19 protein-coding genes are annotated in these 22,548 nt (G+C 61.2%); 13 read left to right on the top strand and 6 right to left on the bottom strand.

Annotated elements, in window-relative coordinates; all coding sequences use genetic code 11:
• Window positions 1-114: 114 nt before the first annotated feature.
• Entirely contained in the window at window positions 115-1,767 is a 1,653-nt protein-coding gene (locus BUE38_RS10600) for a thiamine pyrophosphate-binding protein (protein WP_073435185.1), read from the bottom strand.
• Between the two features lie 56 nt (window positions 1,768-1,823).
• Window positions 1,824-2,141 carry an NIPSNAP family protein gene (locus BUE38_RS10595; protein ID WP_073435184.1) on the bottom strand — a complete coding sequence of 106 codons (318 nt, stop codon included), beginning with the start codon at window positions 2,139-2,141 and terminating at the stop codon, window positions 1,824-1,826.
• Between the two features lie 232 nt (window positions 2,142-2,373).
• Between BUE38_RS10595 and yiaK the strand changes: the two genes are divergently transcribed.
• From yiaK to BUE38_RS10575, 4 genes are all read left to right on the top strand, one after another.
• Entirely contained in the window at window positions 2,374-3,387 is a 1,014-nt protein-coding gene (yiaK, locus tag BUE38_RS10590) for a 3-dehydro-L-gulonate 2-dehydrogenase (RefSeq protein WP_073435183.1), read from the top strand.
• Window positions 3,388-3,484: 97 nt separating this feature from the next.
• A complete protein-coding gene (locus tag BUE38_RS10585; protein WP_073435182.1) occupies window positions 3,485-4,453 on the top strand; it encodes a Bug family tripartite tricarboxylate transporter substrate binding protein in 969 nt (322 codons plus the stop codon).
• Window positions 4,454-4,517: 64 nt separating this feature from the next.
• On the top strand, window positions 4,518-5,009 hold the full coding sequence (locus BUE38_RS10580; RefSeq protein ID WP_073435181.1) for a tripartite tricarboxylate transporter TctB family protein: 492 nt from the start codon (window positions 4,518-4,520) through the stop codon (window positions 5,007-5,009).
• 3 nt (window positions 5,010-5,012) lie between these two features.
• Window positions 5,013-6,527: a tripartite tricarboxylate transporter permease gene (locus BUE38_RS10575; protein ID WP_073435180.1), complete on the top strand. Its 1,515-nt coding sequence runs from the start codon at window positions 5,013-5,015 to the stop codon at window positions 6,525-6,527.
• A 226-nt stretch (window positions 6,528-6,753) separates the two neighbouring features.
• Here BUE38_RS10575 and BUE38_RS10570 read toward each other — a convergent pair whose 3' ends face one another.
• On the bottom strand, window positions 6,754-7,926 hold the full coding sequence (locus BUE38_RS10570) for a globin domain-containing protein (protein WP_073435179.1): 1,173 nt from the start codon (window positions 7,924-7,926) through the stop codon (window positions 6,754-6,756).
• 367 nt (window positions 7,927-8,293) lie between these two features.
• Between BUE38_RS10570 and norR the strand changes: the two genes are divergently transcribed.
• The 5 genes from norR (at window position 8,294) to BUE38_RS10545 (ending at window position 14,424) form a co-directional block, all read left to right on the top strand.
• The gene (gene norR / locus BUE38_RS10565; RefSeq protein WP_073435178.1) at window positions 8,294-9,841 is read left to right on the top strand and encodes a nitric oxide reductase transcriptional regulator NorR; all 1,548 of its coding nucleotides are present in this window, start codon (window positions 8,294-8,296) and stop codon (window positions 9,839-9,841) included.
• Window positions 9,842-10,031: 190 nt separating this feature from the next.
• A complete protein-coding gene (locus BUE38_RS10560) occupies window positions 10,032-11,063 on the top strand; it encodes an amino acid ABC transporter substrate-binding protein (protein ID WP_073435177.1) in 1,032 nt (343 codons plus the stop codon).
• Between the two features lie 177 nt (window positions 11,064-11,240).
• A complete protein-coding gene (locus BUE38_RS10555; protein ID WP_073435176.1) occupies window positions 11,241-12,416 on the top strand; it encodes an amino acid ABC transporter permease in 1,176 nt (391 codons plus the stop codon).
• A 1-nt stretch (window position 12,417) separates the two neighbouring features.
• Complete coding sequence (locus BUE38_RS10550; protein WP_073435175.1) at window positions 12,418-13,521, top strand: amino acid ABC transporter permease; 1,104 nt, start codon at window positions 12,418-12,420, stop codon at window positions 13,519-13,521.
• A gap of 174 nt (window positions 13,522-13,695) precedes the next feature.
• The gene (locus BUE38_RS10545; RefSeq protein ID WP_073435433.1) at window positions 13,696-14,424 is read left to right on the top strand and encodes an amino acid ABC transporter ATP-binding protein; all 729 of its coding nucleotides are present in this window, start codon (window positions 13,696-13,698) and stop codon (window positions 14,422-14,424) included.
• On the opposite strand, the gene BUE38_RS10540 is transcribed toward BUE38_RS10545, so the two are convergent.
• Window positions 14,421-15,338 (bottom strand): LysR substrate-binding domain-containing protein, encoded by a 918-nt coding sequence (locus tag BUE38_RS10540; protein ID WP_073435174.1) that lies wholly within the window; start codon window positions 15,336-15,338, stop codon window positions 14,421-14,423. The genes BUE38_RS10545 and BUE38_RS10540 overlap by 4 nt on opposite strands.
• Window positions 15,339-15,601: 263 nt before the next feature.
• Between BUE38_RS10540 and hglS the strand changes: the two genes are divergently transcribed.
• The 4 genes from hglS (at window position 15,602) to BUE38_RS10520 (ending at window position 20,875) form a co-directional block, all read left to right on the top strand.
• On the top strand, window positions 15,602-16,942 hold the full coding sequence (hglS, locus tag BUE38_RS10535) for a 2-oxoadipate dioxygenase/decarboxylase HglS (protein WP_073435173.1): 1,341 nt from the start codon (window positions 15,602-15,604) through the stop codon (window positions 16,940-16,942).
• Window positions 16,943-17,124: 182 nt separating this feature from the next.
• Window positions 17,125-17,886 (top strand): sulfite exporter TauE/SafE family protein, encoded by a 762-nt coding sequence (locus tag BUE38_RS10530; RefSeq protein WP_073435172.1) that lies wholly within the window; start codon window positions 17,125-17,127, stop codon window positions 17,884-17,886.
• A gap of 156 nt (window positions 17,887-18,042) precedes the next feature.
• Window positions 18,043-19,617: an SPOR domain-containing protein gene (locus tag BUE38_RS10525; protein WP_084541878.1), complete on the top strand. Its 1,575-nt coding sequence runs from the start codon at window positions 18,043-18,045 to the stop codon at window positions 19,615-19,617.
• Between the two features lie 382 nt (window positions 19,618-19,999).
• Window positions 20,000-20,875 (top strand): DMT family transporter, encoded by an 876-nt coding sequence (locus tag BUE38_RS10520; protein ID WP_073435170.1) that lies wholly within the window; start codon window positions 20,000-20,002, stop codon window positions 20,873-20,875.
• A gap of 133 nt (window positions 20,876-21,008) precedes the next feature.
• Here the strand turns inward: BUE38_RS10520 and thiE are convergent, their stop codons facing one another.
• Both thiE and thiM read right to left on the bottom strand, forming a co-directional pair.
• The gene (gene thiE / locus BUE38_RS10515) at window positions 21,009-21,656 is read right to left on the bottom strand and encodes a thiamine phosphate synthase (RefSeq protein WP_073435169.1); all 648 of its coding nucleotides are present in this window, start codon (window positions 21,654-21,656) and stop codon (window positions 21,009-21,011) included.
• Complete coding sequence (thiM, locus tag BUE38_RS10510) at window positions 21,646-22,509, bottom strand: hydroxyethylthiazole kinase (RefSeq protein WP_073435168.1); 864 nt, start codon at window positions 22,507-22,509, stop codon at window positions 21,646-21,648. The genes thiE and thiM overlap by 11 nt, the downstream gene beginning before the upstream one ends.
• Between the last annotated feature and the right edge of the window lie 39 nt (window positions 22,510-22,548).

Here is a 22,548-nt window from a genome sequence, read left to right as displayed (position 1 = left end):
TCATCAACGTGTCCCGCTGAGCATGGTTCACAGCATGGGTCAGGAATCAGGTTGGTAAAATCAAATGTTACTTGCGCTTGGGTGAGTATCTATAAACGTAACCGAATACGCCCTTCAGGGCGTATTCTCCAGGAGCAAGCGTGGCGAGAGGGCCGTCCGATCCAGGCGCAGCTCGAGTATCGCGGGTCGGCCCGCCTGACGAGCGCGAGCCAGGGCTGGCGCGATATCGCCGTCGTCGCATACCACCTCACCGTAGCCACCATAGGCCTGCGCCAGAGCGGCAAAATCCGGGTTGACGAGGTCCGTCGCGGAAGGTCGCTGGGGATAGCGGCGCTGCTGATGCATGCGGATGGTGCCGTACATGCCGTTGTTGGATACCAGCACGATGATGTTGGCGCCATACTGGCAGGCGGTACCGAATTCCTGGGACACCATCTGAAAGCAACCGTCTCCTGCCAGGCAGACCACCTCTCGTTCGGGATAGCGCAGCTTGGCTGCTACGGCAGCGGGCAGGCCGTATCCCATCGAGCCTGAGGTGGGAGCCAGTTGGGTGCGAAAATCGCGATAGCGATAATAGCGATGCAGCCATGCCGAGTAGTTGCCAGCCCCGTTGGTCAGTATGGCGTCATCGGGAAGCACCTCGTTGAGATGGCTCACCAGGCTCTCCATGCGCAGCGTACCGGGAGTCGGCTCCGGAATCTGCCAGGCAGCGTAGTCGGCGCGTGCCGATTCCTGCCAGGCGCGTCGATCGATACGCGGTGCCTCGGCGCACTCTGCCAACTGCTGCACCATGACACCGGCCCTTGCGACCACCGCCAGATCGGGGCGATAGACCCGACCGAGTTCATCGGCATCGGCATGTATGTGGATCAGGCGTTGCCGGGACCTGGGCGGCGTCAACAGCGTGTAGCCGCTGGTGGTCATTTCACCGAGGCGGGCGCCCAGCGCCAGCACCACATCTGCCTCCTTGATGCGCTCGGCCAGTGCCGGATTGATGCCGATTCCTACATCCCCGACGTAGTGCGGGTGACGGTTGTCGAGGTAGTCCTGGCAACGAAAGGCGGCGCCAACCGGCAGTTGGCAGCGCTCGGCGAATTGTCCCAGTGCCCGGGCGGCAGCCTGTGACCAGCCGCTGCCACCGACAATGACCATGGGCTTCTCGGCCTCGGCAAGTGCGTCGATGACGGCCTGGACATCCTGGTGATCCGCCCTGCCGCTGGGAAGATTGGCCGAGGGCAGTACTTCGGCTTCGCAATGGCTCGACAGCATGTCTTCCGGCAGAGCCAGTACCACCGGGCCAGGGCGACCACTCTGGGCAACATGGAAGGCATGGCTGACATATTCCGGAATGCGATCCGCACGGTCGATGGTGGCAACCCACTTGGCCAGCGGCGCAAACATCGCCCCGTAGTCGACTTCCTGAAAGGCTTCCCGGTCACGCTGGTCGCTGGCGACCTGGCCGATGAACAGTACCATCGGTGTCGAGTCCTGAAAGGCAACGTGCACACCACTGGAGGCATTGGTCGCACCGGGCCCTCGGGTCACGAAGGCCACCCCCGGCTGGCCTGTGAGTTTGCCGTCGGCCTCGGCCATCATGGCGGCACCGCCTTCGTGGCGGGCAACAATGGTGTCGATCTCGGCATCATGCAAGGCGTCGAGAGCGGCAAGATAGCTTTCGCCAGGCACACAGAAGACCCGTTCGACGCCCTGGGCGGCGAGGGCCTTGATGAGCACCTGACCACCGTGGGCACTGGTGTGAGAGGTCATGGCATTGTCCCGTCGGGAGAAGAGTGGCTGCTGGAAGTATGGCAGTAGAGGCCCGTTTACAACGGCGAAAATGACGTTGAGCGAAGCAGCTTGTTGCACTGGTGCTGGACGTTGCCGGCTTCGGCACTCTTCTTGCGATAGGCGATCCATTCCGGGTCCTGCTCCATGGCAGTACGGCGTTGTTCACGATCCGCCGCCGACTCATAGCCCCACAGGTGGACAACCTGGTTGTGGGTGCCTGTTTCGGTCACGAAGTAGCCGATGAGATTGCCTAGATGGCGTTTCTGGATAGGCAGGCCTTCGCGTTCGTAGAGTTCGAGAAAGGCGTTGAGTCGGCCGGGAACCATGGTGTAGGTGCGTAGATCGACGATCATGAGGCTTCCTGATGGATGTAAGGTAGGGAAAGGAGCATTCGTAACGCCTCTATTAGTAGTACATATGATGTTTATGTGCGAGTTCGACCATAGTGGGGTGCAGGGCAAGAGGAGCTGGTCGTCCACTAAAGTTGCATACCGTCGAGGGGTGGCGGGGTCTATGTTGTGCTTGGTTGTTATTTGTATGATGTATGATGTCTTATATGTATAGCACGGCACACAGGAGGTACTTGTGGCCCAGATTCCCTTCGCCGAGCTGCAACAGCGTCTCGAGCGAATCCTGCTTGCAGCAGGGCTGCATGGCGAGGATGCGGCGCTCTGTGCCCGAGTGCATGCCGAGTCGACACGGGACGGTGTGGTCTCCCACGGCGTAGGCCGCATTCCCCGGTTCGTTGATTATCTCGCCAGGGGATGGGTTGATCCGCAGGCGACTCTAACACCGGTAACCAGCCTGGATACCCTGGAGGTTCTCGATGGAGGGCAGGGTATTGGCGTCCGTCATGCACTCACCGCCACCGAGCGTGCAATGGCGCTGGCCAGCCAGCACGGCATGGGTCTGGTCGCGGTTCGCAACACCACACACTGGATGCGTGGTGGCACCTATGGCTGGCATGCCGCAGAGCAGGGTTATGCGGCCATCATGTGGACCAATACCGAGTCATGCATGCCGGCCTGGGGAGCCAGGAATCAGAGCATCGGCAACAACCCGCTGGTCATGGCCGTGCCCTCGAAAGATGGGCCGCTGGTGCTGGACATGGCCATGTCGCAGTTTTCCTACGGCAAGCTCGCCACCCTGTCCGAGACCGGAGAGGCCCTGCCGGTGGATGGGGGCTTCGACGACCAGGGGCGCCTCAGTCGCGATCCCGGCGTGATCGCCGCCACCCGGCGGCTGTTGCCGACCGGCTACTGGAAGGGCTCTGGCCTGGCTATCCTGCTGGATGCGCTGGCCGCGCTGTTGTCCCAGGGCAATGCCAGTCATCAGATCGACCGTATACAGCGCGGCAGTGGTACCGGTTGCTCCCAGGTCTTCATGGTTTTCGATCCTCGGCACCTCGGTGGCCTGGAAGCCTGCGAGGCGCTCTGTGCCGGCATTGCTGGACATCTCGTCGATAGTGAGCCGGATGAGGTAGGGAAGCCGGTGCGCTGGCCAGGGCAATCGACGCTGAAACGCCGACGACGGAATCTCGATGAACCCGTTCAGATTCCCGATAACACCTGGCAGGCCATATTGGCGCTGCCTGTCTGACTGACGCTGAAAACAGCAACAGAGACAACAGTTGTTCCCGTGGCCCATGCCGGCGCGCCCGGCTGGGACTCAATAACAATGCAAGGGAGTAAACGCCATGCACAAGTCCATTCTGAGTCTCGCTCTGGCGACGCTGGTCGCCAGTAGTGCCGCATATGCCGAATACCCACAGCGTGACATCCGCATGATCGTGCCATGGGGTGCGGGCGGTGGTACCGACGGCATCGTGCGCAAGATCTCCAGCCTCGCCGAAGACCCGCTCGGCGGCACCATCTATGTGGAGAACATCGAAGGCGGCATGAGTGCCAACGGCCTGGTTCAGGCACTGGGCGCTCGGCCTGATGGCTATACCCTGGTCGCCCTGACCTACGATAGCGTGGTGACCATTCCCTGGCAGGACATGCTGGCTGGGTACGATATCGACAAGCTTGATCTGGTTGCACGCATCACCAGCGAGCCGGATTCCATCGTGGTACCCGATGATTCGCCATATACCAGCTTTGAGGAGTTGATTGCCGCTGCGAAAGAGGCTCCCGGCGAGATCCGCGCTGGTATCCAGAACATGGGCAGCCGCACCCATTTGACGCTGCTTCAGCTTCAGGACCAGGCCGACGTGGAATTCAAGGTGGTGTCTTATCCTGGCGGTGCGGCGCCGCAGAAGGAAGCCCTGCTCAACGGTGAAGTGGATCTTGCCCTGACCAGCCTGGGAGATTTCGAGTCACTGATCTCTTCCGGTGACGCACGCGGTCTGGTGGAGTTCACCGATGTGCAGAGTGAGAGCTTCCCCGATGTTCCTCCCGCCATGGAGCTGGGCTACGACATTCAGATGGGTAGCTTCGTGATCCTCGCGGCACCGGCCAATACGCCGGACGAGGCCATCTCCGCCCTGGAGCAGGCTTATCAACAGGCCTACGACAGCGAGGAATTCCAGCGCTGGTTGGTCGATGTCGGAGTGACACCGAACTGGTTGGGCCATGACGAGGTCAGCGACTGGGCGCAGACAACACAGCAGGAGCTCTTTGGCCGCATGGACGAGCTCAAGGAAGCGGGGCTACTGGGTCAATGAGCCCGATCGACGTCAACCCCGTCATGCTGGTGCATGGCGGGGCACCATCCCATGAGGTCCGGTCATGAGAATTCTGTCCTGGTTGGGTAGTGGCGCGGGTGTCGTCGTACTGCTGCTGGCCCTGACCCTGATCTATCTGGTGGCGGCACTTGGCATTGCGCCTCCGATCAGCAACGGCAATATCACCGCTTCCTTCTTCCCGGTAGTGCTCGGGCTGATCATGGTGGTGGCATTGGCGGTGTCAATGCTGGGGGATCGCCGCAAGGCGGCTGCCGAGAGTGATGACAAGCCATCCACAGAGGCGGGTGCCAGTACGTCATTCGGGCCCCTTGCAGTGGTGGTGCTGACCGCCGTCTATATCGCGTTGTTCTCATCGCTGGGGTACTTCATCAGCACCACGCTCTATGCCTTTGCCATGACCCTGGTGTTCAGCGCCGGGCGCCCCACTCCAGGGCAGCTGTTGGTCAAGGCGCTGATTGCCGTGGCCATTGCGGTGCTGGGGTACGGACTCTTCGAGTGGGTGTTCCAGGTCCGCCTACCGGTACTGTGGGGATAACACATGGACTATGTTGCTGAACTGATGCGTGGGTTTGCAGTGCTCATGCAACCCGACATTCTTCCCTACCTGATCGGCGGTTATCTGATCGGTACCTTCTTCGGGGCCGTGCCGGGGTTGACCTCGATGCTGGCGATCGCGCTGCTGCTGCCGTTGACCTATAGCCTTGATGTCACGGCGGCGTTGGTGGCCTGTGCCGGCATCTTCATGGCCGGCATGTGTAGCGGCAGCATTACCGCAACGACGATCAATATCCCCGGTGCGCCGTCATCCATGATGACCGCCATCGAAGGCTATCCCATGCAACAGCGTGGAGAGGGCGCCAAGGCGCTGGGCCACGCGGCCCTGGCCTCGATGATTGGCGGTGCTCTGGGAGCCGTGTTGCTGATGGTGGTGGCGCCACTGGCCACCGATGCGGCGTTGTTGATACGCACGCCAGGCAAGTTTGCGTTGATTGCCTTCGCCTTGATCGTGATTGTCATTTCCCAGCGCGGGGCAATATCCAAGGGGCTGGTGGCAACCACACTAGGCGTCATGGTCGCCACCGTCGGTATCGATGTGATGCAGCCAGTGACCAGATTCACTTTCGGTACTGCCGTGCTGATGCAGGGCATCGACATCATGCCGCTGGTGATCGGAGCCTTCGCCATCAGCGAGTTGCTGGTACAGGCCGAGAACAAGTCAGCGCGCACTGTGGAAGCCGCGGACGTCAAGGCGGCTCCGATCCGGCGTCGTGACTTTATTCCACCGTGGAGTGAGGTGCGAGAGATCGGCTTCTTCCGCTATGTGAAGTGTGCAGTCATCGGCTATGCGGTTGGGGTTCTGCCCGGGGCAGGAGGGTCGATGGCGGCTTTCGTCGCCTATGCCGAGTCGATGCGCAGTTCGAAACATCCCGAGAAGTACGGCAAGGGCTCTGTGGAAGGCATTGCAGCCGCCGAGGGCGCCAACAACGCCATGTGCAGCGGTGCCTTTGTCCCGATGCTGTCATTCGGCATACCGGGTGACCCGACAACGGCGATTGTGCTGGGGGTTCTGGTGATCAATGGCCTGCAGCCCGGACCACAGTTCCTCGACAGCCAGATGGCACTGATCGCTCCCATGTTCATGGCCCTGTTTGTATCGGCCCTGATCCTGGTGCCGTTGACGCTCTACCTGTTGGGCCCCTGGTTCGTGCGCATCGTGTCGATCAGACGGGACATTCTGTATGCCAGCATCGCAGTGATCGCGCTGGTCGGCTGTTATGTGGCGACCTATTCGATGTTCCAGATGGGACTCGCGCTGCTGTTCGGCGTACTGGCCTGGCTCCTGCGTCGACATGGTTATCCGGTTGCCTGTCTGCTGCTGGGGTTCGTGTTGGGACCAAGTCTCGAGGAATACTGTCGACGTTCGTTGTCGATTTCTGACGGCAGTCCGCTGATCTTCCTCACCAGCCCGGATAGCTTGTTCTTCCTGGCTCTGACTGGTGTGTTCTATTACTTCATGGTGATTCGCAAGCCACAGGCACGCCAGCACGCCTGAGTATATTCAACTCGGGATAAGTGCATTCAACTCGGGATAAATACGTTCAACCCGAGCGGGAGGCTTCCGATCTGGGATAGACCGTTGGCCAGAAAAAGCCGAGGCCGCATCAGTGACGATGCGGCCTCGCGTCGGCCTGATAGCTGGCTGTGGCACGTCCTTGTGCCGCGATTGACCCAGCAAAAGAGCTTGCTGGGTCAATAACTCACTAACCGGCTGTCTTGCCTCAGGCCGCCTGGAGCGGGCGAGACGGGCCGAACTGCTCGTAATGACGTTGATCGGTGCCAATGCCCAGTGCGGCGAGATAACCGTCGACGGCGCTCATGAAGCCCTCGGGGCCCACGAAGTAGCATTGGGTATCGGTACCCGGCAGCAGGCGCTGCAGCAGGGCCTGATCGACAAGGCCGCTGGTGTTGCCACCTTCGCCGTGCTCGTGGATGAAGTGGTGGGTCAACTGGCCGGGGTATTCAGCGCCTAGTGCGCTGATCTCTCCGCCGAAGGCATGGTGGGCGGCATCACGGGCAGCGTGGATGTAGACCACCTGACGACCGCGGCGCAGGGCTTCGCGAGCCAGCATCAGCATCGGGGTCTGGCCGACGCCACCGCTGATCAGCATGACCGGTGCCTGGCCATCGTCGAGGGTCAGATCACCCGCTGGCGGATAGGCGGTCAAGGTATCGCCGACCTTGACCTTGTCATGCAGCCAGGGACTGACCAGTCCTCTCGCTTCGCGCTTGACCGAGATACGGTAGCCACGTTCAGCGTCACAGCCGGACAGGCTGTAGTGGCGATGGGCAATGGTGCCATCCACATCAAGGCGCAGGCCGATGTACTGACCCGCCTCGGCCACAGCCACCGGCTTGCCGTCGACAGGCTCGAGATGAAACGAGCGGATCACCTCGCTTTCCTGCTTGATGTCGGCGACACGGAACTCACGGGTGCCTGTCCAGCCGCCTGGGCGCTGGGCGAACGCCTGGTACTCCCGGGCTTCAGCGGTGATCAACAGGTCGGCCAACTCGCCATAGAGTGCCCCCCAGGCATCGGCAACGTCTTCTGTCACGGCATCGCCCAGCACTTCGCCGATGGCGGCCATCAAGCATTCGCCAACAATCGGGTACTGGCCCGGCTGGATACCCAGCGAAACATGTTTGCTGATCGCCACAGCCATGGCCGCGCGGGCTTCGGCCGGCTGCTTGCGCAGCCCTACATAGGCCAGCACGCTGCGCGCCAGAGCGCGAGGTTGTCCACCATCCTGCTGGTGGCTCTGGTTGAAGATCGTCTTGACCTCGGGGTAGCGCTCGAACATCAATGGATAGAAGCGCGCAGTGATGGCTTCCAGGTGCTCGGCAACAACGGGAGCAGTGGCATCGATGATGGCGTCTTGAGCAGCGGTGGTCATGGCTGGACTCCTTGAGTTCAATGAATCAGCGGTGGCGAAGCGGCGGTGATGAGGCCGCTTGTGGTGAATCCGGCGACCGGCACAGGGGCCGGTGGCAATGATTCCTTTCCTCTCCTTCCGACGCGGATGCTGCGAGGCGACGATGGACAGGAGCCTTGCCCTTGATATGGCAAGTGCTGTGCCGATTCCGCCAGGGTGCGCTATCCTGCCGCACCCATGACGCGTAAGTGCCATGGTACGAGGGATTCAGAGCCAGGATACTGTCGTCGGTCATGATGTCGGTTGACATGCATGTTTGGATGATTGTCATAATGACATTTATAGTTAGTGTCTTATTGACAGTTATCATTGTGGAATTGACAGCATTATGGTGACGTTTCTTCGAACGCTGCGCGATGTCCTGATGCGCCTCGACGGCAATGACGAGGAAGGCCTCGAGGTGGCGTGGCAGGGGTTGCTCGAGGCGTTGGTGGCGGATACTGCTGCCGATGCCAGTGCGTTGCTGGTGCATCAGGCCGGCGGCTTGACGCCGGTGGCGGCGATTGGGCTGCCGGACGGCATCCGTGGGCGCACCTTCATCCTCGCCGACCATCCACGACTGGCGGCCATCGCCAATGCCGACGGTGTCTGTCGCTTCGCCACGGATTCACCACTACCGGACCCCTATGACGGTCTGCTCGACGAGGCACTGAGCCCTGTCCATGATTGCCTGGGCGTGGCCTTGCGCGACGGCCAGCGGCTGATCGGCATGGTGACGCTTGATGCGCTGACACCAGGATGTCTGGCCGATCTTGATGATCAGGCGTTGATCGCCGCGGCCAACCTGCTGGCAACCTGCCTGCGTCTGGCCGAGAGGCTGCAGGCGGCACGCTCCCAACTCGCCGTCAACCATCAGTTGCCCGGTGAGCGACCGTTGGTGACACGTTGGAACAGTGGCTCGATGCGACAGCTGATGAGCTCGGTGGAGCTGGTGGCGACTACCGACATGAGCGTACTGGTGTGTGGTGAAACCGGGGTCGGCAAGGAACAGATCGCCACCGCCCTGCATCGGCTCTCACCGCGGGCGGAGGGGGCCCTGGTCGTGGTCAACTGTGCTGCCCTGCCTGCGTCACTGATCGAGAGTGCGCTGTTCGGCCATCGACGTGGAGCCTTCTCCGGGGCAACCCGTGATCATCGCGGCCACTTTGCCATGGCCGATGGCGGTACCCTGGTGCTGGACGAGATTGGTGAGTTGCCGCTGGAGTTGCAGCCCAAACTGCTGCGTTCATTGCAGGAGGGGGAAATCCAGGCGCTGGGCAGCGATGAGGTGCGCCGGGTCGATGTGCGGGTGGTGGCGGTCACCAATCGCGATCTGGCCGCCCAGGTCTCGGCGGGCCGTTTTCGCGAGGATCTCTTCCATCGCCTCAGTGCCTTTCCGTTGCGAGTACCGCCACTGCGCGAGCGCCCGGAAGATCTGTCGTTATTGATCGGACACTTTCTCGAACAGAACCGCTCTCGTCTGGGGGTCGGTAACCTGCGAGTCAACGCGGCGGCAGCAACTGCCCTCAGCGAGTGGTCATGGCCCGGCAATGTGCGTGAGCTGGAACATGTGCTGGCAAGGGCCTCGCTGATGGCAGTGGCCGCAGCTCGTGATGGCGCGGATCTCAGCCGGCGTACCCTGATGCTGGGGCGCGAGCATCTCGGTTTGAGCACCGCCGCTGAGTATCAGACAGCAGCGGAACCTGAGACGGCTGAAGAGCCCAGGCTGTCGATGACGATACCTGCCAATCTGCGCGAGGCTACCGACAGCTTCCAGCGTCAGTGTATCGAGGCGGCATTCGAGGCTGCCGGTAACTGGGCGGGGGCCGCACGTCAGTTGGGCATGGATGCCGGCAACCTGCATCGGCTGGCCCGCCGTCTGGGGTTGAAACAATGAGGTTGAAGCAATGATGTGGGGCTCGACGGAATGTCCATTGGGTATTTCCGTCGGTCGCTGGTGGTTTGGTCTGGACGTCCGAATTCCAGCTAGCGTTTAAAACCAGGTTTGACCGAGGGCGTTTCGACTCCGATAGTGAAATGCGTAATTCAGCAAAATCAGCAAACGACTACTGATCGGAGTTGAAGGCATGAAACGCAACAATAACAAGATGCTGATAAGTCTATCCGTCGCTGCCCTGGGTCTGGGCATGGCAACCGCTGCCTCCGCCGCGACTCTGGATGAGGTCAAGCAGCGTGGCAATCTCAGTTGTGGGGTCAATGTCGGGCTATCCGGCTTCTCGTCTCCAGATGCTGATGGTCAGTGGCAGGGGCTTGATGTGGAAACCTGTCGTGCCCTGTCGTCAGCGATCTTCGGCGATCCTGACCAGGTGGCGTTCACACCGCTCACCGCCAAGGAGCGTTTTACTGCCCTGCAGTCCGGGGAAGTCGATGTGTTGGCGCGCAACACGACCTGGACGGCGACCCGCGATAACTCGCTGGGGCTCAATTTCACCACCACCACCTTCTATGATGGCCAGGGCTTCATGGTCGCGAAGGATCTCGGTGTGACCAGCCTCGAGGATCTGGACGGGGCTTCCATCTGCATCCAGTCCGGTACCACCCATGAACTCAATCTGGCTGACTACTTCCCGTCGAAGGGAATCGAGATCAACACGGTGACCTTCGATACGCCCGATCAGACAGCATCCGGCTTCTCCAGTGGCCGCTGTGATGTGCTGACTTCGGATACCTCTCAGTTGAGTGCCCTGCGCCTGCAACTGCCCGAGCCTGACAGTGTCGAGATCATGACTCAGCTGATTTCCAAGGAGCCGTTGGGTCCGGTGGTCAGGCAGGGTGATGACCAATGGTTCGATATCGTCAAATGGACGGTATTCGCCATGGTCAATGCCGAAGAGCTGGGCGTGACTCGGGATAACGTCGAACAGATGAAGAATGATCCACCGAATCCTCAGGTCGCACGCCTGCTGGGTGTCGACGGTACCTATGGTGAGCAGTTGGGGCTTGGCAACGATTGGGCCTACAACATCATTTCCCAGGTGGGTAACTATGGTGAGGTGTTTGCCGATACCGTGGGGGCCAACTCGCCACTCAACATCAGCCGTGGCCTGAATGCGCTGTGGGATCAGGGCGGGATTCTCTACGCACCGCCGATTCGCTGAGCCTGTCCCGGCAGGCTGTGTCCGCACCATGCGCGTGACCACCTGCCGGGCCGAGCTGTGAGTAGACCGGGCTCTGCGTCATCAGGGGCGCGAGCCTCGGTCCGGTTTCCCATCTGACTGGATGATGGCGCGGGCTGTCTCCGCGACATCGTCGAGTCACTGCGTCAGAGACCTGCCATGTCCATACCCCCAGCCAGCCACGTCCCATTGTGGCGGCGTCCTGCATTCCGTGCCCTGATCATTCAGGCATTGCTGCTTGCCGGTGTACTGGCATTGATTGCCATGATGGTGACCAATGCCCTGACCAATCTGGAAGCGCGCGGCATTACCACCGGCTTTGCCTTTCTCAATGAGCGAGCCGGTTTTTCCATTCCCCAGTCGCTGATCGAATACTCCGGCGACAGCAGCTATGCGCGGACCTTCATTGTCGGTCTGCTCAATACGTTGCTGGTGTCGGCGATGGGCATCGTGGCGGCAACGATCATCGGCTTTGCCGTCGGCATTGCACGGCTGTCGCCCAACTGGCTGCTGGCTCGACTGGCATCGGCTTTCGTCGAGATATTCCGCAATATTCCGCTGCTGGTGCAGATCCTGTTCTGGTACTTCGCGGTACTCCAGGCATTGCCCAGCCCACGTCAGAGCCTGTCGCTGATGGAGGCGGTGTTTCTCAATGTACGTGGTCTGGTGGTGCCGGCACCGGTGCCTGAAACGGGCTTCGGGTTGACGCTGGCAGCGCTGGCGGTGGCGGTCGTTGCCAGTATCGCCTTTGCGATCTACGCGCGGCGCCTGCAGGAGCGGACCGGCCGGGCATTGCCGGTGTACTGGTGCGGTGCGGCGATGATCATCGGATTGCCGCTGCTGGCCTTTGCCTTCAGTGGTGCGCCACTGAGCTGGGAGATACCGGAACTCAAGGGCTTCAACTTCCGCGGTGGCATCACGGTCATTCCCGAACTGATGGCGCTGTGGCTGGCACTGTCGATCTATACGGCGTCCTTCATTGCCGAGATCGTGCGCTCGGGCATCCAGTCGGTACCCTCCGGCCAGGTCGAGGCCTCGCGTGCCATCGGCCTATCGCCGAATATCACGCTGCGCAAGGTGGTGATTCCCCAGGCCATGCGGGTCATCGTGCCGCAACTGACCAGCCAGTATCTGAACCTGATCAAGAACTCGTCTCTGGCGACGGCGATCGGCTATCCCGATCTGGTGGCGGTCTTCGCCGGTACCTCCCTGAACCAGACCGGGCAGGCGATCGAGATCATCGCCATTACCATGGCGGTGTATCTGACCATCAGTCTTGTGGTGTCGGCGTTCATGAACTTCTACAACGCCCGAACCCTGATCAAGGAGCGCTAGCATGAACGATTCTACTGCGCGAGATGCCTTGATTGCGGCCCGCCCGGCACCGGACAGCCGGCATGGTCTGGTCGGCTGGCTGCGCTCGCGGCTGTTCAATGGCCCGGTCAACTCGATCGTCAGCCTGCTGACGCTGGCACTGTTGGTGTGGGTCCTGACACCGATGGTCCAGTGGGCGCTGATCAATGCCGACTGGCTCGGCGATAGTCGCGAGGCCTGTTCCGGTGAAGGGGCCTGTTGGGTATTCATCAGTGCGCGCTTCGAAACCATCGTCTATGGCTTCTATCCCGTAGCTGAGCGCTATCGGGTCGATATCACCCTGGCGTTGATGGCGGTGACCGTTGCCTGGCTGGCGATTCCGCGGATGCCGGCCAGGAAATGGGTGGTGGTCTTTGCCCTGGTAGGGTTCCCGATCATCGCCTGGTTGCTGTTGGTGGGAGGCGTGTTTGACCTGCCCCATGTCCCTACTCGTCGCTGGGGCGGCCTGATGCTGACGCTGACGGTGGCCACGGTGGGTATCGTCGGTTCACTGCCACTCGGCGTCATGCTGGCGTTGGGGCGGCGCTCGCAGATGCCGCTGGTCAGAAGCCTGTGCATCGTCTTCATCGAGTTCTGGCGTGGCGTACCACTGATCACCGTGTTGTTCATGGCATCGGTCATGCTGCCGCTGTTCGTGCCCAGTGAGGTCGAGTTCAACAAGCTGCTGCGGGCGCTGATCGGCATCATGTTCTTCTGGAGCGCCTACATGGCCGAAGTGGTACGAGGTGGTCTGCAGGCGATACCCAAGGGCCAGGAGGAAGCCGCCAAGGCACTGGGACTCAGCTACTGGCGACGGATGGGACTGATCATCCTGCCCCAGGCGCTCAAGCTGGTGATTCCCGGTATCGTCAATACCTTCATCGCGCTGTTCAAGGATACCTCGCTGGTGTTGATCATTGGCCTGTTCGATCTGCTGGCGATCATCCGTGCCGGGCTGACCGATAGCGATTGGCTGGGCTTCGCGACGGAAGGATATGTGTTTGCGGCACTGATGTTCTGGGTCTTCTGCTTCAGCATGTCGCGCTACAGTCAATATATGGAGAGGCGCTTGCACCGTGGCCATTGAGGCTGACCTCAACCATGACCATGCTTGCTCGTAGCTCGTAGCTCGTAGCTCGTAGCTCGTAGCTAGTCGCGCTCACAATAAATCCAATGATTCGGGAGTAAGATGATGTCCTCTCAAGCTGCCACGCCTGTGCCGGAAGGTACATCACCGACCTCGGCTTCCGACCAGCCGGCGATGATCGAGATATCCGGGCTCAACAAGTGGTATGGCGATTTTCATGTGCTACGGGATATCGACCTCAAGGTCGAACGCGGGGAGCGTATCGTCATCTGTGGACCATCCGGTTCCGGCAAGTCGACCCTGATCCGTTGCATCAATCATCTCGAGGAGCATCAGCAGGGCGATATCGTGGTCGATGGCATGCACATGACCGAGGACGTCAAGCGCATCGAGCAGATTCGTCGCCACGTCGGCATGGTGTTCCAGCACTTCAATCTGTTCCCCCACCTGTCGGTGCTGGAAAATTGCTGTATCGCCCAGACCTGGGTGCAGCGGCGACCGCTGCGGGAAGCGGAAGCCACCGCCATGGAGTATCTCGAGCGGGTGCAGATCGCTGACCAGGCCCACAAGTATCCCGGTCAGTTATCCGGTGGTCAGCAGCAGCGGGTGGCCATCGCCCGGGCTCTGTGCCTCAAGCCGGAAGTCATGCTGTTCGATGAGCCGACGTCGGCCCTTGATCCGGAGATGATCAAGGAAGTGCTCGATGTCATGGTTGAACTGGCCCGGGACGGCATGACCATGCTCTGTGTGACCCATGAAATGGGCTTTGCCAGAACCGTAGCCGACCGAGTGATCTTCATGGATCAGGGGCAGATCATCGAGGAAGCACCGCCGGAGACATTCTTCAGCGCGCCCCGCTCGGAACGGACGCGACTGTTCCTCAGCCAGATTCTGGGCCATTAGGGGGTGGACGGCTCGGGGAGTGCAGAACACTGCGCCCGCTCGACCAGGTATTCGATGAAATGTCGGACGTGTGGCTGCTCGCCGAGGGCTTCCGGAGTCACCAGGTAATAGGCGTCGGGAGTGGTCAGGACGTGGAGAGAGGCGAGTTGTAGTTGGCCGCTGCCCAGTTCCTCGTCGATCAGAAAGCGCGGCACCAGTCCCAGTCCGGCGCCGTTGATCAACATCTGGATCAGGGTGTGGAAGGTCTCGACACGAGTACCGTAGTAGCTGCGTTCACTGCGGATGCCCTGATCAGCAAACCAGTGGTGCCAGGCAGCAGGGCGGGTGGCGAGATGCAGCAGGCGACAGTCGCCGAAGGCTCGGGCGGCATCCGGTTGCCGCTCGGCCAGGTAGTGCGGGGCGGCCACCGCGACGACCTCCTCGCCAAACAATCGGTGGCATTCGAGCCCCGGCCAACTGCCATGACCATGGAACACCGCCACGTCGAGGCCTTCGCCATGCACGTCGAAGGCCTCGACACGATCGGTGAGCTGCAGGGTCAGTTGTGGGCGGGCTTCGAGGAAGGCAGGGAGATGGCGTGCCAGCCAGCGGCTGCCGAAGGTGGGCAAGGTCGCGACCTTCAGCACTTCGCCCTGGCCGCTCCAGGTCTGGATGGTATTGGTCGACATCTCGAGCTGGGCCAGAATCTTGCGCGCTTCGCTCAGGTACAGGGCGCCTTCCGGCGTCAGCACCAGGCTGCGCCTCAGGCGGCGGAAAAGCTTGCGTTGCAGCACATCTTCCAACTGTGCCACCTGCTTGCTGACGGCACTCTGGGTAATGCTCAACTCTTCGGCGGCACGGGTAAAGCTGAGGTGTCGCGCCGCAGTCTCGAAGCACTGGATGGTGACCGTGGAAGGCAAGTGACGGGCTTTCATGGATAGGCACAACTTTTATGCATGAGTATAAGGATGCGGCGGAAAAGGCCATTCAGGCGTTTTGCACCTTGAAACCTTGCATGAGATGCTGACTCGATATTCTCACCTCGCATTCCGCAATGGAATGCAAAGCGTGCTTTTTTTCGTTTGTCCCCTATTGTCGGCTCTGTTTTCATGGGCGGTAAATCGGATATACGGCGCCCTGTCGTCATTACTCCTTTCAAGCCATCACCATGTGTTCTCACATATCAGGTAGAGTCACCATGTCGTCCTCTTTCGTTTCCTCCGATGAAATTCGTGACCGCTTTTCGCGTGCCATGTCGGCCATGTATCAGACAGAAGTGCCGCAGTACGGCGCCTTGCTGGAGCTGGTCGAGACCGTCAATCGCGAGACGCTGGAAGCACGGCCCGAATTCAAGACCAGCCTCGAGGCCCGTGGTGAACTGGAGCGCCTTGGTGTCGAGCGCCATGGCGCCATCCGCGTGGGAACAGCGGAGGAGCTGGCGACGTTGCGACGCCTGTTTGCGGTGATGGGCATGTATCCGGTGGGCTACTATGACCTTTCCGAGGCGGGAGTTCCGGTACATTCCACCGCCTTCCGTCCGGTGTCTGACGCGGCCCTGGCGCGTAATCCCTTCCGCCTGTTCACTTCACTGCTGCGGCTGGAGTTGATCGAGGATTCGGCGCTGCGCCAGCGTGCTGCCGATATTCTCGCGCAGCGCGATATCTTTACACCGGGGGTGCGGGAGCTGATTGCCGCTTTCGAGAGCGAGGGTGGGTTGACCAGCGACCAGGCAGATCGGTTTGTCGCCGAGGCACTGGAGACCTTCCGCTGGCACCAGCATGCCACGGTGGATCGAGCCACCTATGACGACCTGCATGCCGCTCACCGTCTGATTGCCGATGTGGTGTGCTTCCGTGGTCCGCACATCAATCACCTGACGCCGCGTACCCTGGACATTGATGAGGTTCAGCGCCGGATGCCCGCTGTCGGCATGTCGCCCAAGGCGGTGATCGAAGGGCCGCCGCGTCGCCAGTGCCCGATCCTGCTGCGCCAGACCAGCTTCAAGGCGCTGGAGGAACTGACCCATTTCCGTGGCGATGACATCGGCAAGCACACCGCACGTTTCGGCGAGATCGAGCAGCGTGGCGTAGCCCTGACCGCGCGTGGCCGCCAACGCTATGATCAACTGCTCAATGAGGCGCGCCAGGCTGCCCCGGGCGCGGACAATGAGGCTCACCAGGCGCATTTGGCCGACGTCTTCGAGGCCTTCCCGGATGACGACACTATCCTGCGCCGCGAAGGGCTGGCCTTCTTCGAGTATCGCCTGGCTCCCGGAGAGTCCCGGGCTGAAGGCAAGCTCGAGGAGCTGTTGTCGGCGGGGAAGGTCATTGCCGATCCCATCACCTATGAGGACTTCCTGCCGGTATCTGCCGCCGGTATCTTCCAGTCCAACCTCGGCGGAGAGGAAGGGCAAGTTGGTCAGGGCAATGCCAATCGCGAGGCCTTCGAGGAGGCGTTGGGCGCCGCTGTCACCGATGAGCTGGCGCTCTATGCCGAACGACAGGCTGCATCGCTGAAGGCGCTGGGTCTGGTGGGCTGAATCCAGCACTGACTCGCATGACAATACGGGTGCCGCAGGCCTTTCGGGTCGGCGGCGCCTGCCCAGAGGGTAGCGGAATGATCAAGCGGGAAGGGGAATGGTCCCGTGGGATGACTGCCAGGTGCAGAGCCCGGAAAGAGAAGGGTATGCTGTAGCCCCTTGATTGTCGGGAATCCCTGCTCATGGAATGGCTCGCTCAACTCTCCCCGTTGTCCGCCGATATCAGTTTGCTGCTGGTGGCACTGTCATCGCTGACCTCGATGATCAGTGCCTCGATGGGTATCGGCGGCGGTACGCTATTGATCATGACCATGGCGCAGGTGATGCCGGCGATGGCTCTGATTCCGGTACATGGCATGGTGCAGATGGGCTCGAACGGCGGCCGCATGCTGATGACGCTACGTCATATCGAGCGTGGTGCATTGCTGGCTTTCATTCCCGGCGCCGTGGTCGGGGCGCTGGTCGCCAGTCTGTTGTTGATTCGACTGCCGGAAGGCGTGCTGGAGCTGGCTATTGCCGCTTTTGTACTGTTCACCACCTGGGGCCCAGCGCTGCCGAAACGGGCGCTGGGCCAGTTGGGCACGCTGGTGGCGGGGGCGGTAACGACCTTTCTATCCAGCCTGGTCGGTGCCAGTGGCCCCATGGTCGCGGCCTTCATCAAGCAGCGCAGCAACAACCGCCAGTCCACGGTAGCGACTTTCGCCGCCTGCATGACCTTCCAGCATCTGACCAAGGCCTTCGTGTTCGGCTTCGCCGGCTTTGTCTTCCATGAGTGGCTGCCGCTGATCGGAGTGATGATCCTGTCTGGCGTGATTGGTACCTGGCTGGGGTTGCGCCTGCTCAAGCGCCTGTCCGATAACCGCTTTGACCTGTTCTTTCGCCTGGTGCTGACGGCATTGGCGTTGAGGCTAGTGTGGCTGGGCGCACAGCGGCTGTTGGGTTGATCGGTGACAGCACGCGATCATCCCGCCTTTTGGGTAATTGCATGACGGCAGGCCATGAACGACAGTGTATCGGGGATATTACTGTCTTTTCGCGCTGCATATACCGCTCAAGTAGGCCATAATGCGCGAGAATCATTGGTAAACGCTGGGGAAGAAATGATGGTGTCTGCTCGCAGCATCTGGCGTAGTTCTGCTGTATCGATTGTGCTACTGCTGGTTTCGAGCCTGATGGTCAACGTGGCCTGGGCCGGTAATCCTAAATATGCAGGGATCGTGGTTGATGCCGAGACACAGGAGATTCTCTACGCCGAGAATGCCGACGAGCCCCGGTATCCCGCTTCCCTGACCAAGATGATGACCCTGTACCTGTTGTTCGAGGCGCTGGAAGGTCGTTCCATGAGCCTTGGCCACCCCTTGCCTGTGTCGTCTCATGCGGCGTCGATGCCGGCCACCAAGCTCTGGCTCAAGGCGGGCAGTACCATTCCGGTCGACAAGGCCATTCAGGCTCTGGTGGTGAGATCCGCCAATGATGTGGCGGTGGTCGTGGCCGAGGCACTTGGTGGCACCGAGTCCGGCTTTGCCGAGATAATGACACGCAAGGCCCGTGAGCTGGGCATGGAAAATACCACCTTCCGCAATGCCTCTGGTCTGCCGGACTCCGGCCAGGTGACCACCGCTCGTGATATGGCCATTCTGGCCGAACATCTGATTCAGGACTTCCCCCAGCATTACCACTATTTTGGTCTGACCGAGTTCACCTGGCGTGGTACGCGGCATACCGGCCACAATCGCCTGCTCAACAACTATCCGGGCGCGGACGGTCTCAAGACGGGCTTCATTCGCGCCTCTGGCTTCAACGTGGCGACCTCTGCAGTGCGTAACGGTCGACGCATGGTGGCCGTGGTCATGGGAGGGTATACCGCGTCGTCGCGGGATGAACAGATGGTCAGCGTACTGGATCGTGGCTTCCTGCGGGCATCCTTGAGCGACGGGCGAGGGTTTCTCGCGGATACCAGTATTTCCGGCGGCCTGTTGATGCAGCCGCAGCAGGGCATGCTGTCTGCGCCGGCACCTTCGCCAACCACTCAGGTAGCCAGTGCAGCAGCGGTGCCGGTCTCACCGGGAGCGGTGCAGCCATCGCGAGTCGAGAGTGTCATTGCACCGGCGCAGGTCGCCTCCGCGGCACCGGTCATTCAGGAGGCGAGCACCTCATCGGTCGGCTCCAGTGGTTCAAGCTCCAGTGGTTCAAGCTATAGGGGTTCGGGCTATAGTGGTTCGAGCTCCAGTGGTTCAAACTATAGTAGTGCATCGGCTCGTGACCCGCTTTCCGGCCTGGCATCTTCGCCGGTTCCGGTGGCAGCGTCGGCGCCAATGGTCGCCTCGGTATCGTCACCAGCCCCGGTGCAGACAACCTCCTCTGCGGCTCCCGCGTCCACACCCTCTCCGACACCGGCTGCTCCGGTGCCATCGCAGAGTGCACCGACCAGTGCAGGTGACTGGGGCGTTCAAGTAGGCGCCTTCAGCAGTGAGGATAGTGCTCGAAGCCAGGCAAGCCGCGCCGCCGACCAATTGGCAGAAGAGCTGGGCAATGCGCGGGTGGCTGTCGCTAGAGCCGACAATGCGGACGTCTATCGCGCGCGTCTCGTCGATCTTCAGGAGAGTCAGGCACGCACCGCCTGCCAGCATCTGGCCCAGCGCGGGATAGACTGCATGGTGGTACCCACCATGTAGTGTCGGGTTCAACTCGGACCGCTGCGAATGCCCGCCTTCGGCGGGCATTGTTCGTTGTAGCTGCAGTGATTTATTAACATGGCAATCAAACGGCTCATCCTGATCGATTTGATTGTCGTCCACACCACACTGGTCGCAGATGCGCGGATCTGTTGGTGTGGTGCGGTCTCGCGTCGGCCTGATGGCCGACGGCGGCACCTCCCTGTGCCGCCATTAACCCAACATGAAAGCATGCCGGGTTAATATCTCACTACGACACTGTCATGGTCCCAGCCAGGCTTGCCGTTCAACGCGCTTGCTTTGCCTGCGGTTCGCACCTAATGTGGGTCGGCCCCGGCATTGCCACGTCAATAGTGCCGCTGGAACCGTCACGGAGGAATGGATGTCACCATCGATCAAGGGAATCGCCTTCATGTGCCTCGGCGTGCTGTGCCTTGCGTTGGGTGATGCGATTTCCAAGTGGTTGGGAGCGGTGCATTCGCCGATCCAGATCATCTTCTTCCGCACCCTGGTGTCATTGCCGCTGATCATGCTGTTTGCCCGTTTTGCCGGTGGACTGCGCCTGCTGGGCACTCGACGACCTGGTGTTCATCTGGTGCGAGGCCTGATCTATGCCGGTTGCATGGGATGCTTCATTCTCGGCCTGACCATGATGCCGCTGGCCGAAGGCACTGCTATCGCCTTTGCCGCCCCCCTGTTTGTCAGCCTGCTGTCAGTGCCTCTGTTGGGCGAGAAGGTGACGCTCCCGGTGCTGGGTGCCTCGTTGCTGGGTTTTATCGGCGTACTGGTGGTGGTAAGGCCGGGATCAGACGGGATTTCGCTCGGCGCGTTGGCCATGCTCGGCGCGGCGGTGTTCTATGCCTTGATGATGATCACTGCGCGGCGCTACGGCGGACGTGAGCATCTGTGGGCCATGGTCTTCTATATGAACCTGGTGCCCTTCATCATCGCCGCACTCTGCCTGCCGCTGGTATGGACCACTCCAGAACCCTGGCACTGGCCGGGCTTTCTGGTCTCCGGCGTCTTCGGCGTGGGAGCCACCGCCTGCATCACCCAGGCCTTTCGCTATGCACCTGCGGCCATTGCCGCTCCCTTCGATTACACCGCCATGGTATGGGCGGTGCTGCTGGGTTGGATCTTCTGGGGTGAAGTGCCGGATATCTGGGTTCTGCTCGGCGGTACCCTGATCATCGGCAGTGGCCTGCTGATTGCCTATCAGGAAGGGCGCACGTCGCTGAAACGGCGGCCGACGGCCTAGACCCTCAGCTACGAGTCTCGAGCCGCGAGCACGCTGCGCTCGAGCTGGAACCCCGGCTGTTGTCTGTGATCCATGGAGTGGTACTGAACAGCTCGAGGCTCGTCGCTCGGAGCTCGTAGCTTGAAACTCGCAGCTATGTGCCCTTCCACTCCTTCACCAACGCCTGCGTCGCCGCCTGTGGGTCCGCTTGGCCACAGATCGCCGAGACGACGGCCAGACCGTCGGCGCCTGCCTGATGAATCTGGTTGGTGTGTTCGGCCTTGAGACCACCGATGGCGACGCTGGGCAGTGGGCTGGCGGACACCAACTGAGCGAGCCCGTCAAAGCCGAGCGGAGCGGCGTGATCGCTCTTGGTGGCAGTGGCAAATACCGGGCCGAGTCCCAGGTAGTCGAGGGGGGCCGTGTCGAGCTCATTCAGCTGCTGGAGGTTCTGCACCGAGAGGCCGATGATGGCGGCATCTCCCAGGCGTCGACGTGCTTCCGCTACATCGCTGTCGTCCTGCCCCAGATGCACTCCGTCGGCACCGCTGACCTCGGCCACCGCAACGCGATCATTGATCACCAGAGGTACGCCGGTGGCGGCCATTGCCTGCTTGAGACGTCGGGCGATGTCGATCAACTCGGCATCGGTGGCGTGTTTGTCACGTAACTGTATCAGGGTGGCGCCACCACTCACGGCATCCATGACGGTGCGTTCCAGTCCGTAATCAGCGCAGAGCGCCGGGTCGGTCACCAGATACACACTCAGTTGTTCGCGGCGAAACAGACGTTCAGTCGACATTCGTGATCTCTACAAATCCTGAATTCAGGGGTGTCAGGGAATCGGTATCAAGCTGGTATAGAGCATCGAGGAAGGCGGAGGCAAAGCTCCCGGGTCCGTTGGCTCTGTCTCCGGCCATGCTACCGGCAATGGCGTAGCAGTTCAGAGCGGCACAGGTCGCGAGCAGGGCGTCGTCGCCGGTGGCAACGAAGGCCGCGACCACTCCGGTCAGGCTGCAGCCGAGAGTGGTGACCCTGGGCATCAGCGGATGCCCGCCGGGGATTCGTGCCAGACGCTGACCGTCGGTGACCAGGTCCGTTACGCCGGTGACCGCGACTATGGCAGACGTCGTGCGGGCCAGCCCAATGGCGGCGGTGGTGGCGGCATCGCTGCTGGCGGTTGAGTCGACACCACGACCACGGTCATCGGCACCGGCGCCGCTATTGGACAGCTGTGCCAGAGCGAGAATCTCAGAGGCGTTGCCACGAATCACACTGGGCCGCTCGGCGATCAACAGCGCTCCCGCATCGCGGCGAAAGCGGGTGGCTCCCACTGCCACCGGGTCCAGCACCCAGGGCTTGCCGTGCTCTCGGGCACTGCGTGCGGCCTGTTGCATGGCCTCCAGCCAGTCGGCGGAGAGGGTGCCGATATTGATGGTCAGCGCATCAGCAATGGCAGCAAACTCAGCCACTTCCTCAGTGGCATGCACCATCGCTGGGGAGGCGCCCACCGCCAGCAGAATGTTGGCCATGCTGTTCATGGCGACATAGTTGGTGATGTTGTGAATCAGTGGCGTGGCCTGGCGCAGTTGTTCCAGCCGCGCAGCGCAATCCTGGCGTGACAGCCTGGCGGTAGGGGGTGTTACAGATGACATCGGGAGTCTCCAGGTGGAGGAGATATCCGCCAGCGGGCA

Source organism: Halomonas cupida (assembly GCF_900142755.1).
Taxonomy (GTDB): Bacteria; Pseudomonadota; Gammaproteobacteria; order Pseudomonadales; family Halomonadaceae; genus Halomonas; species Halomonas cupida.
Note: the sequence above shows the minus strand (reverse complement) of the source record. Positions and strands in the feature narration are given on the sequence as shown.

Coding starts and splice junctions, on each gene's coding strand:
- BUE38_RS10520 (WP_073435170.1), top strand. CDS start 20,000: ATGTCACCATCGATCAAGGGAATCGCCTTCATGTGCCTCGGCGTGCTG.
- BUE38_RS10600 (WP_073435185.1), bottom strand. CDS start 1,767: ATGACCTCTCACACCAGTGCCCACGGTGGTCAGGTGCTCATCAAGGCC.
- thiM (WP_073435168.1), bottom strand. CDS start 22,509: ATGTCATCTGTAACACCCCCTACCGCCAGGCTGTCACGCCAGGATTGC.
- BUE38_RS10555 (WP_073435176.1), top strand. CDS start 11,241: ATGTCCATACCCCCAGCCAGCCACGTCCCATTGTGGCGGCGTCCTGCA.
- BUE38_RS10595 (WP_073435184.1), bottom strand. CDS start 2,141: ATGATCGTCGATCTACGCACCTACACCATGGTTCCCGGCCGACTCAAC.
- BUE38_RS10585 (WP_073435182.1), top strand. CDS start 3,485: ATGCACAAGTCCATTCTGAGTCTCGCTCTGGCGACGCTGGTCGCCAGT.
- BUE38_RS10580 (WP_073435181.1), top strand. CDS start 4,518: ATGAGAATTCTGTCCTGGTTGGGTAGTGGCGCGGGTGTCGTCGTACTG.
- BUE38_RS10540 (WP_073435174.1), bottom strand. CDS start 15,338: ATGAAAGCCCGTCACTTGCCTTCCACGGTCACCATCCAGTGCTTCGAG.
- norR (WP_073435178.1), top strand. CDS start 8,294: ATGGTGACGTTTCTTCGAACGCTGCGCGATGTCCTGATGCGCCTCGAC.
- thiE (WP_073435169.1), bottom strand. CDS start 21,656: ATGTCGACTGAACGTCTGTTTCGCCGCGAACAACTGAGTGTGTATCTG.
- BUE38_RS10575 (WP_073435180.1), top strand. CDS start 5,013: ATGGACTATGTTGCTGAACTGATGCGTGGGTTTGCAGTGCTCATGCAA.
- BUE38_RS10525 (WP_084541878.1), top strand. CDS start 18,043: ATGATGGTGTCTGCTCGCAGCATCTGGCGTAGTTCTGCTGTATCGATT.
- BUE38_RS10560 (WP_073435177.1), top strand. CDS start 10,032: ATGAAACGCAACAATAACAAGATGCTGATAAGTCTATCCGTCGCTGCC.
- BUE38_RS10545 (WP_073435433.1), top strand. CDS start 13,696: ATGATCGAGATATCCGGGCTCAACAAGTGGTATGGCGATTTTCATGTG.
- hglS (WP_073435173.1), top strand. CDS start 15,602: ATGTCGTCCTCTTTCGTTTCCTCCGATGAAATTCGTGACCGCTTTTCG.
- BUE38_RS10550 (WP_073435175.1), top strand. CDS start 12,418: ATGAACGATTCTACTGCGCGAGATGCCTTGATTGCGGCCCGCCCGGCA.
- BUE38_RS10570 (WP_073435179.1), bottom strand. CDS start 7,926: ATGACCACCGCTGCTCAAGACGCCATCATCGATGCCACTGCTCCCGTT.
- BUE38_RS10530 (WP_073435172.1), top strand. CDS start 17,125: ATGGAATGGCTCGCTCAACTCTCCCCGTTGTCCGCCGATATCAGTTTG.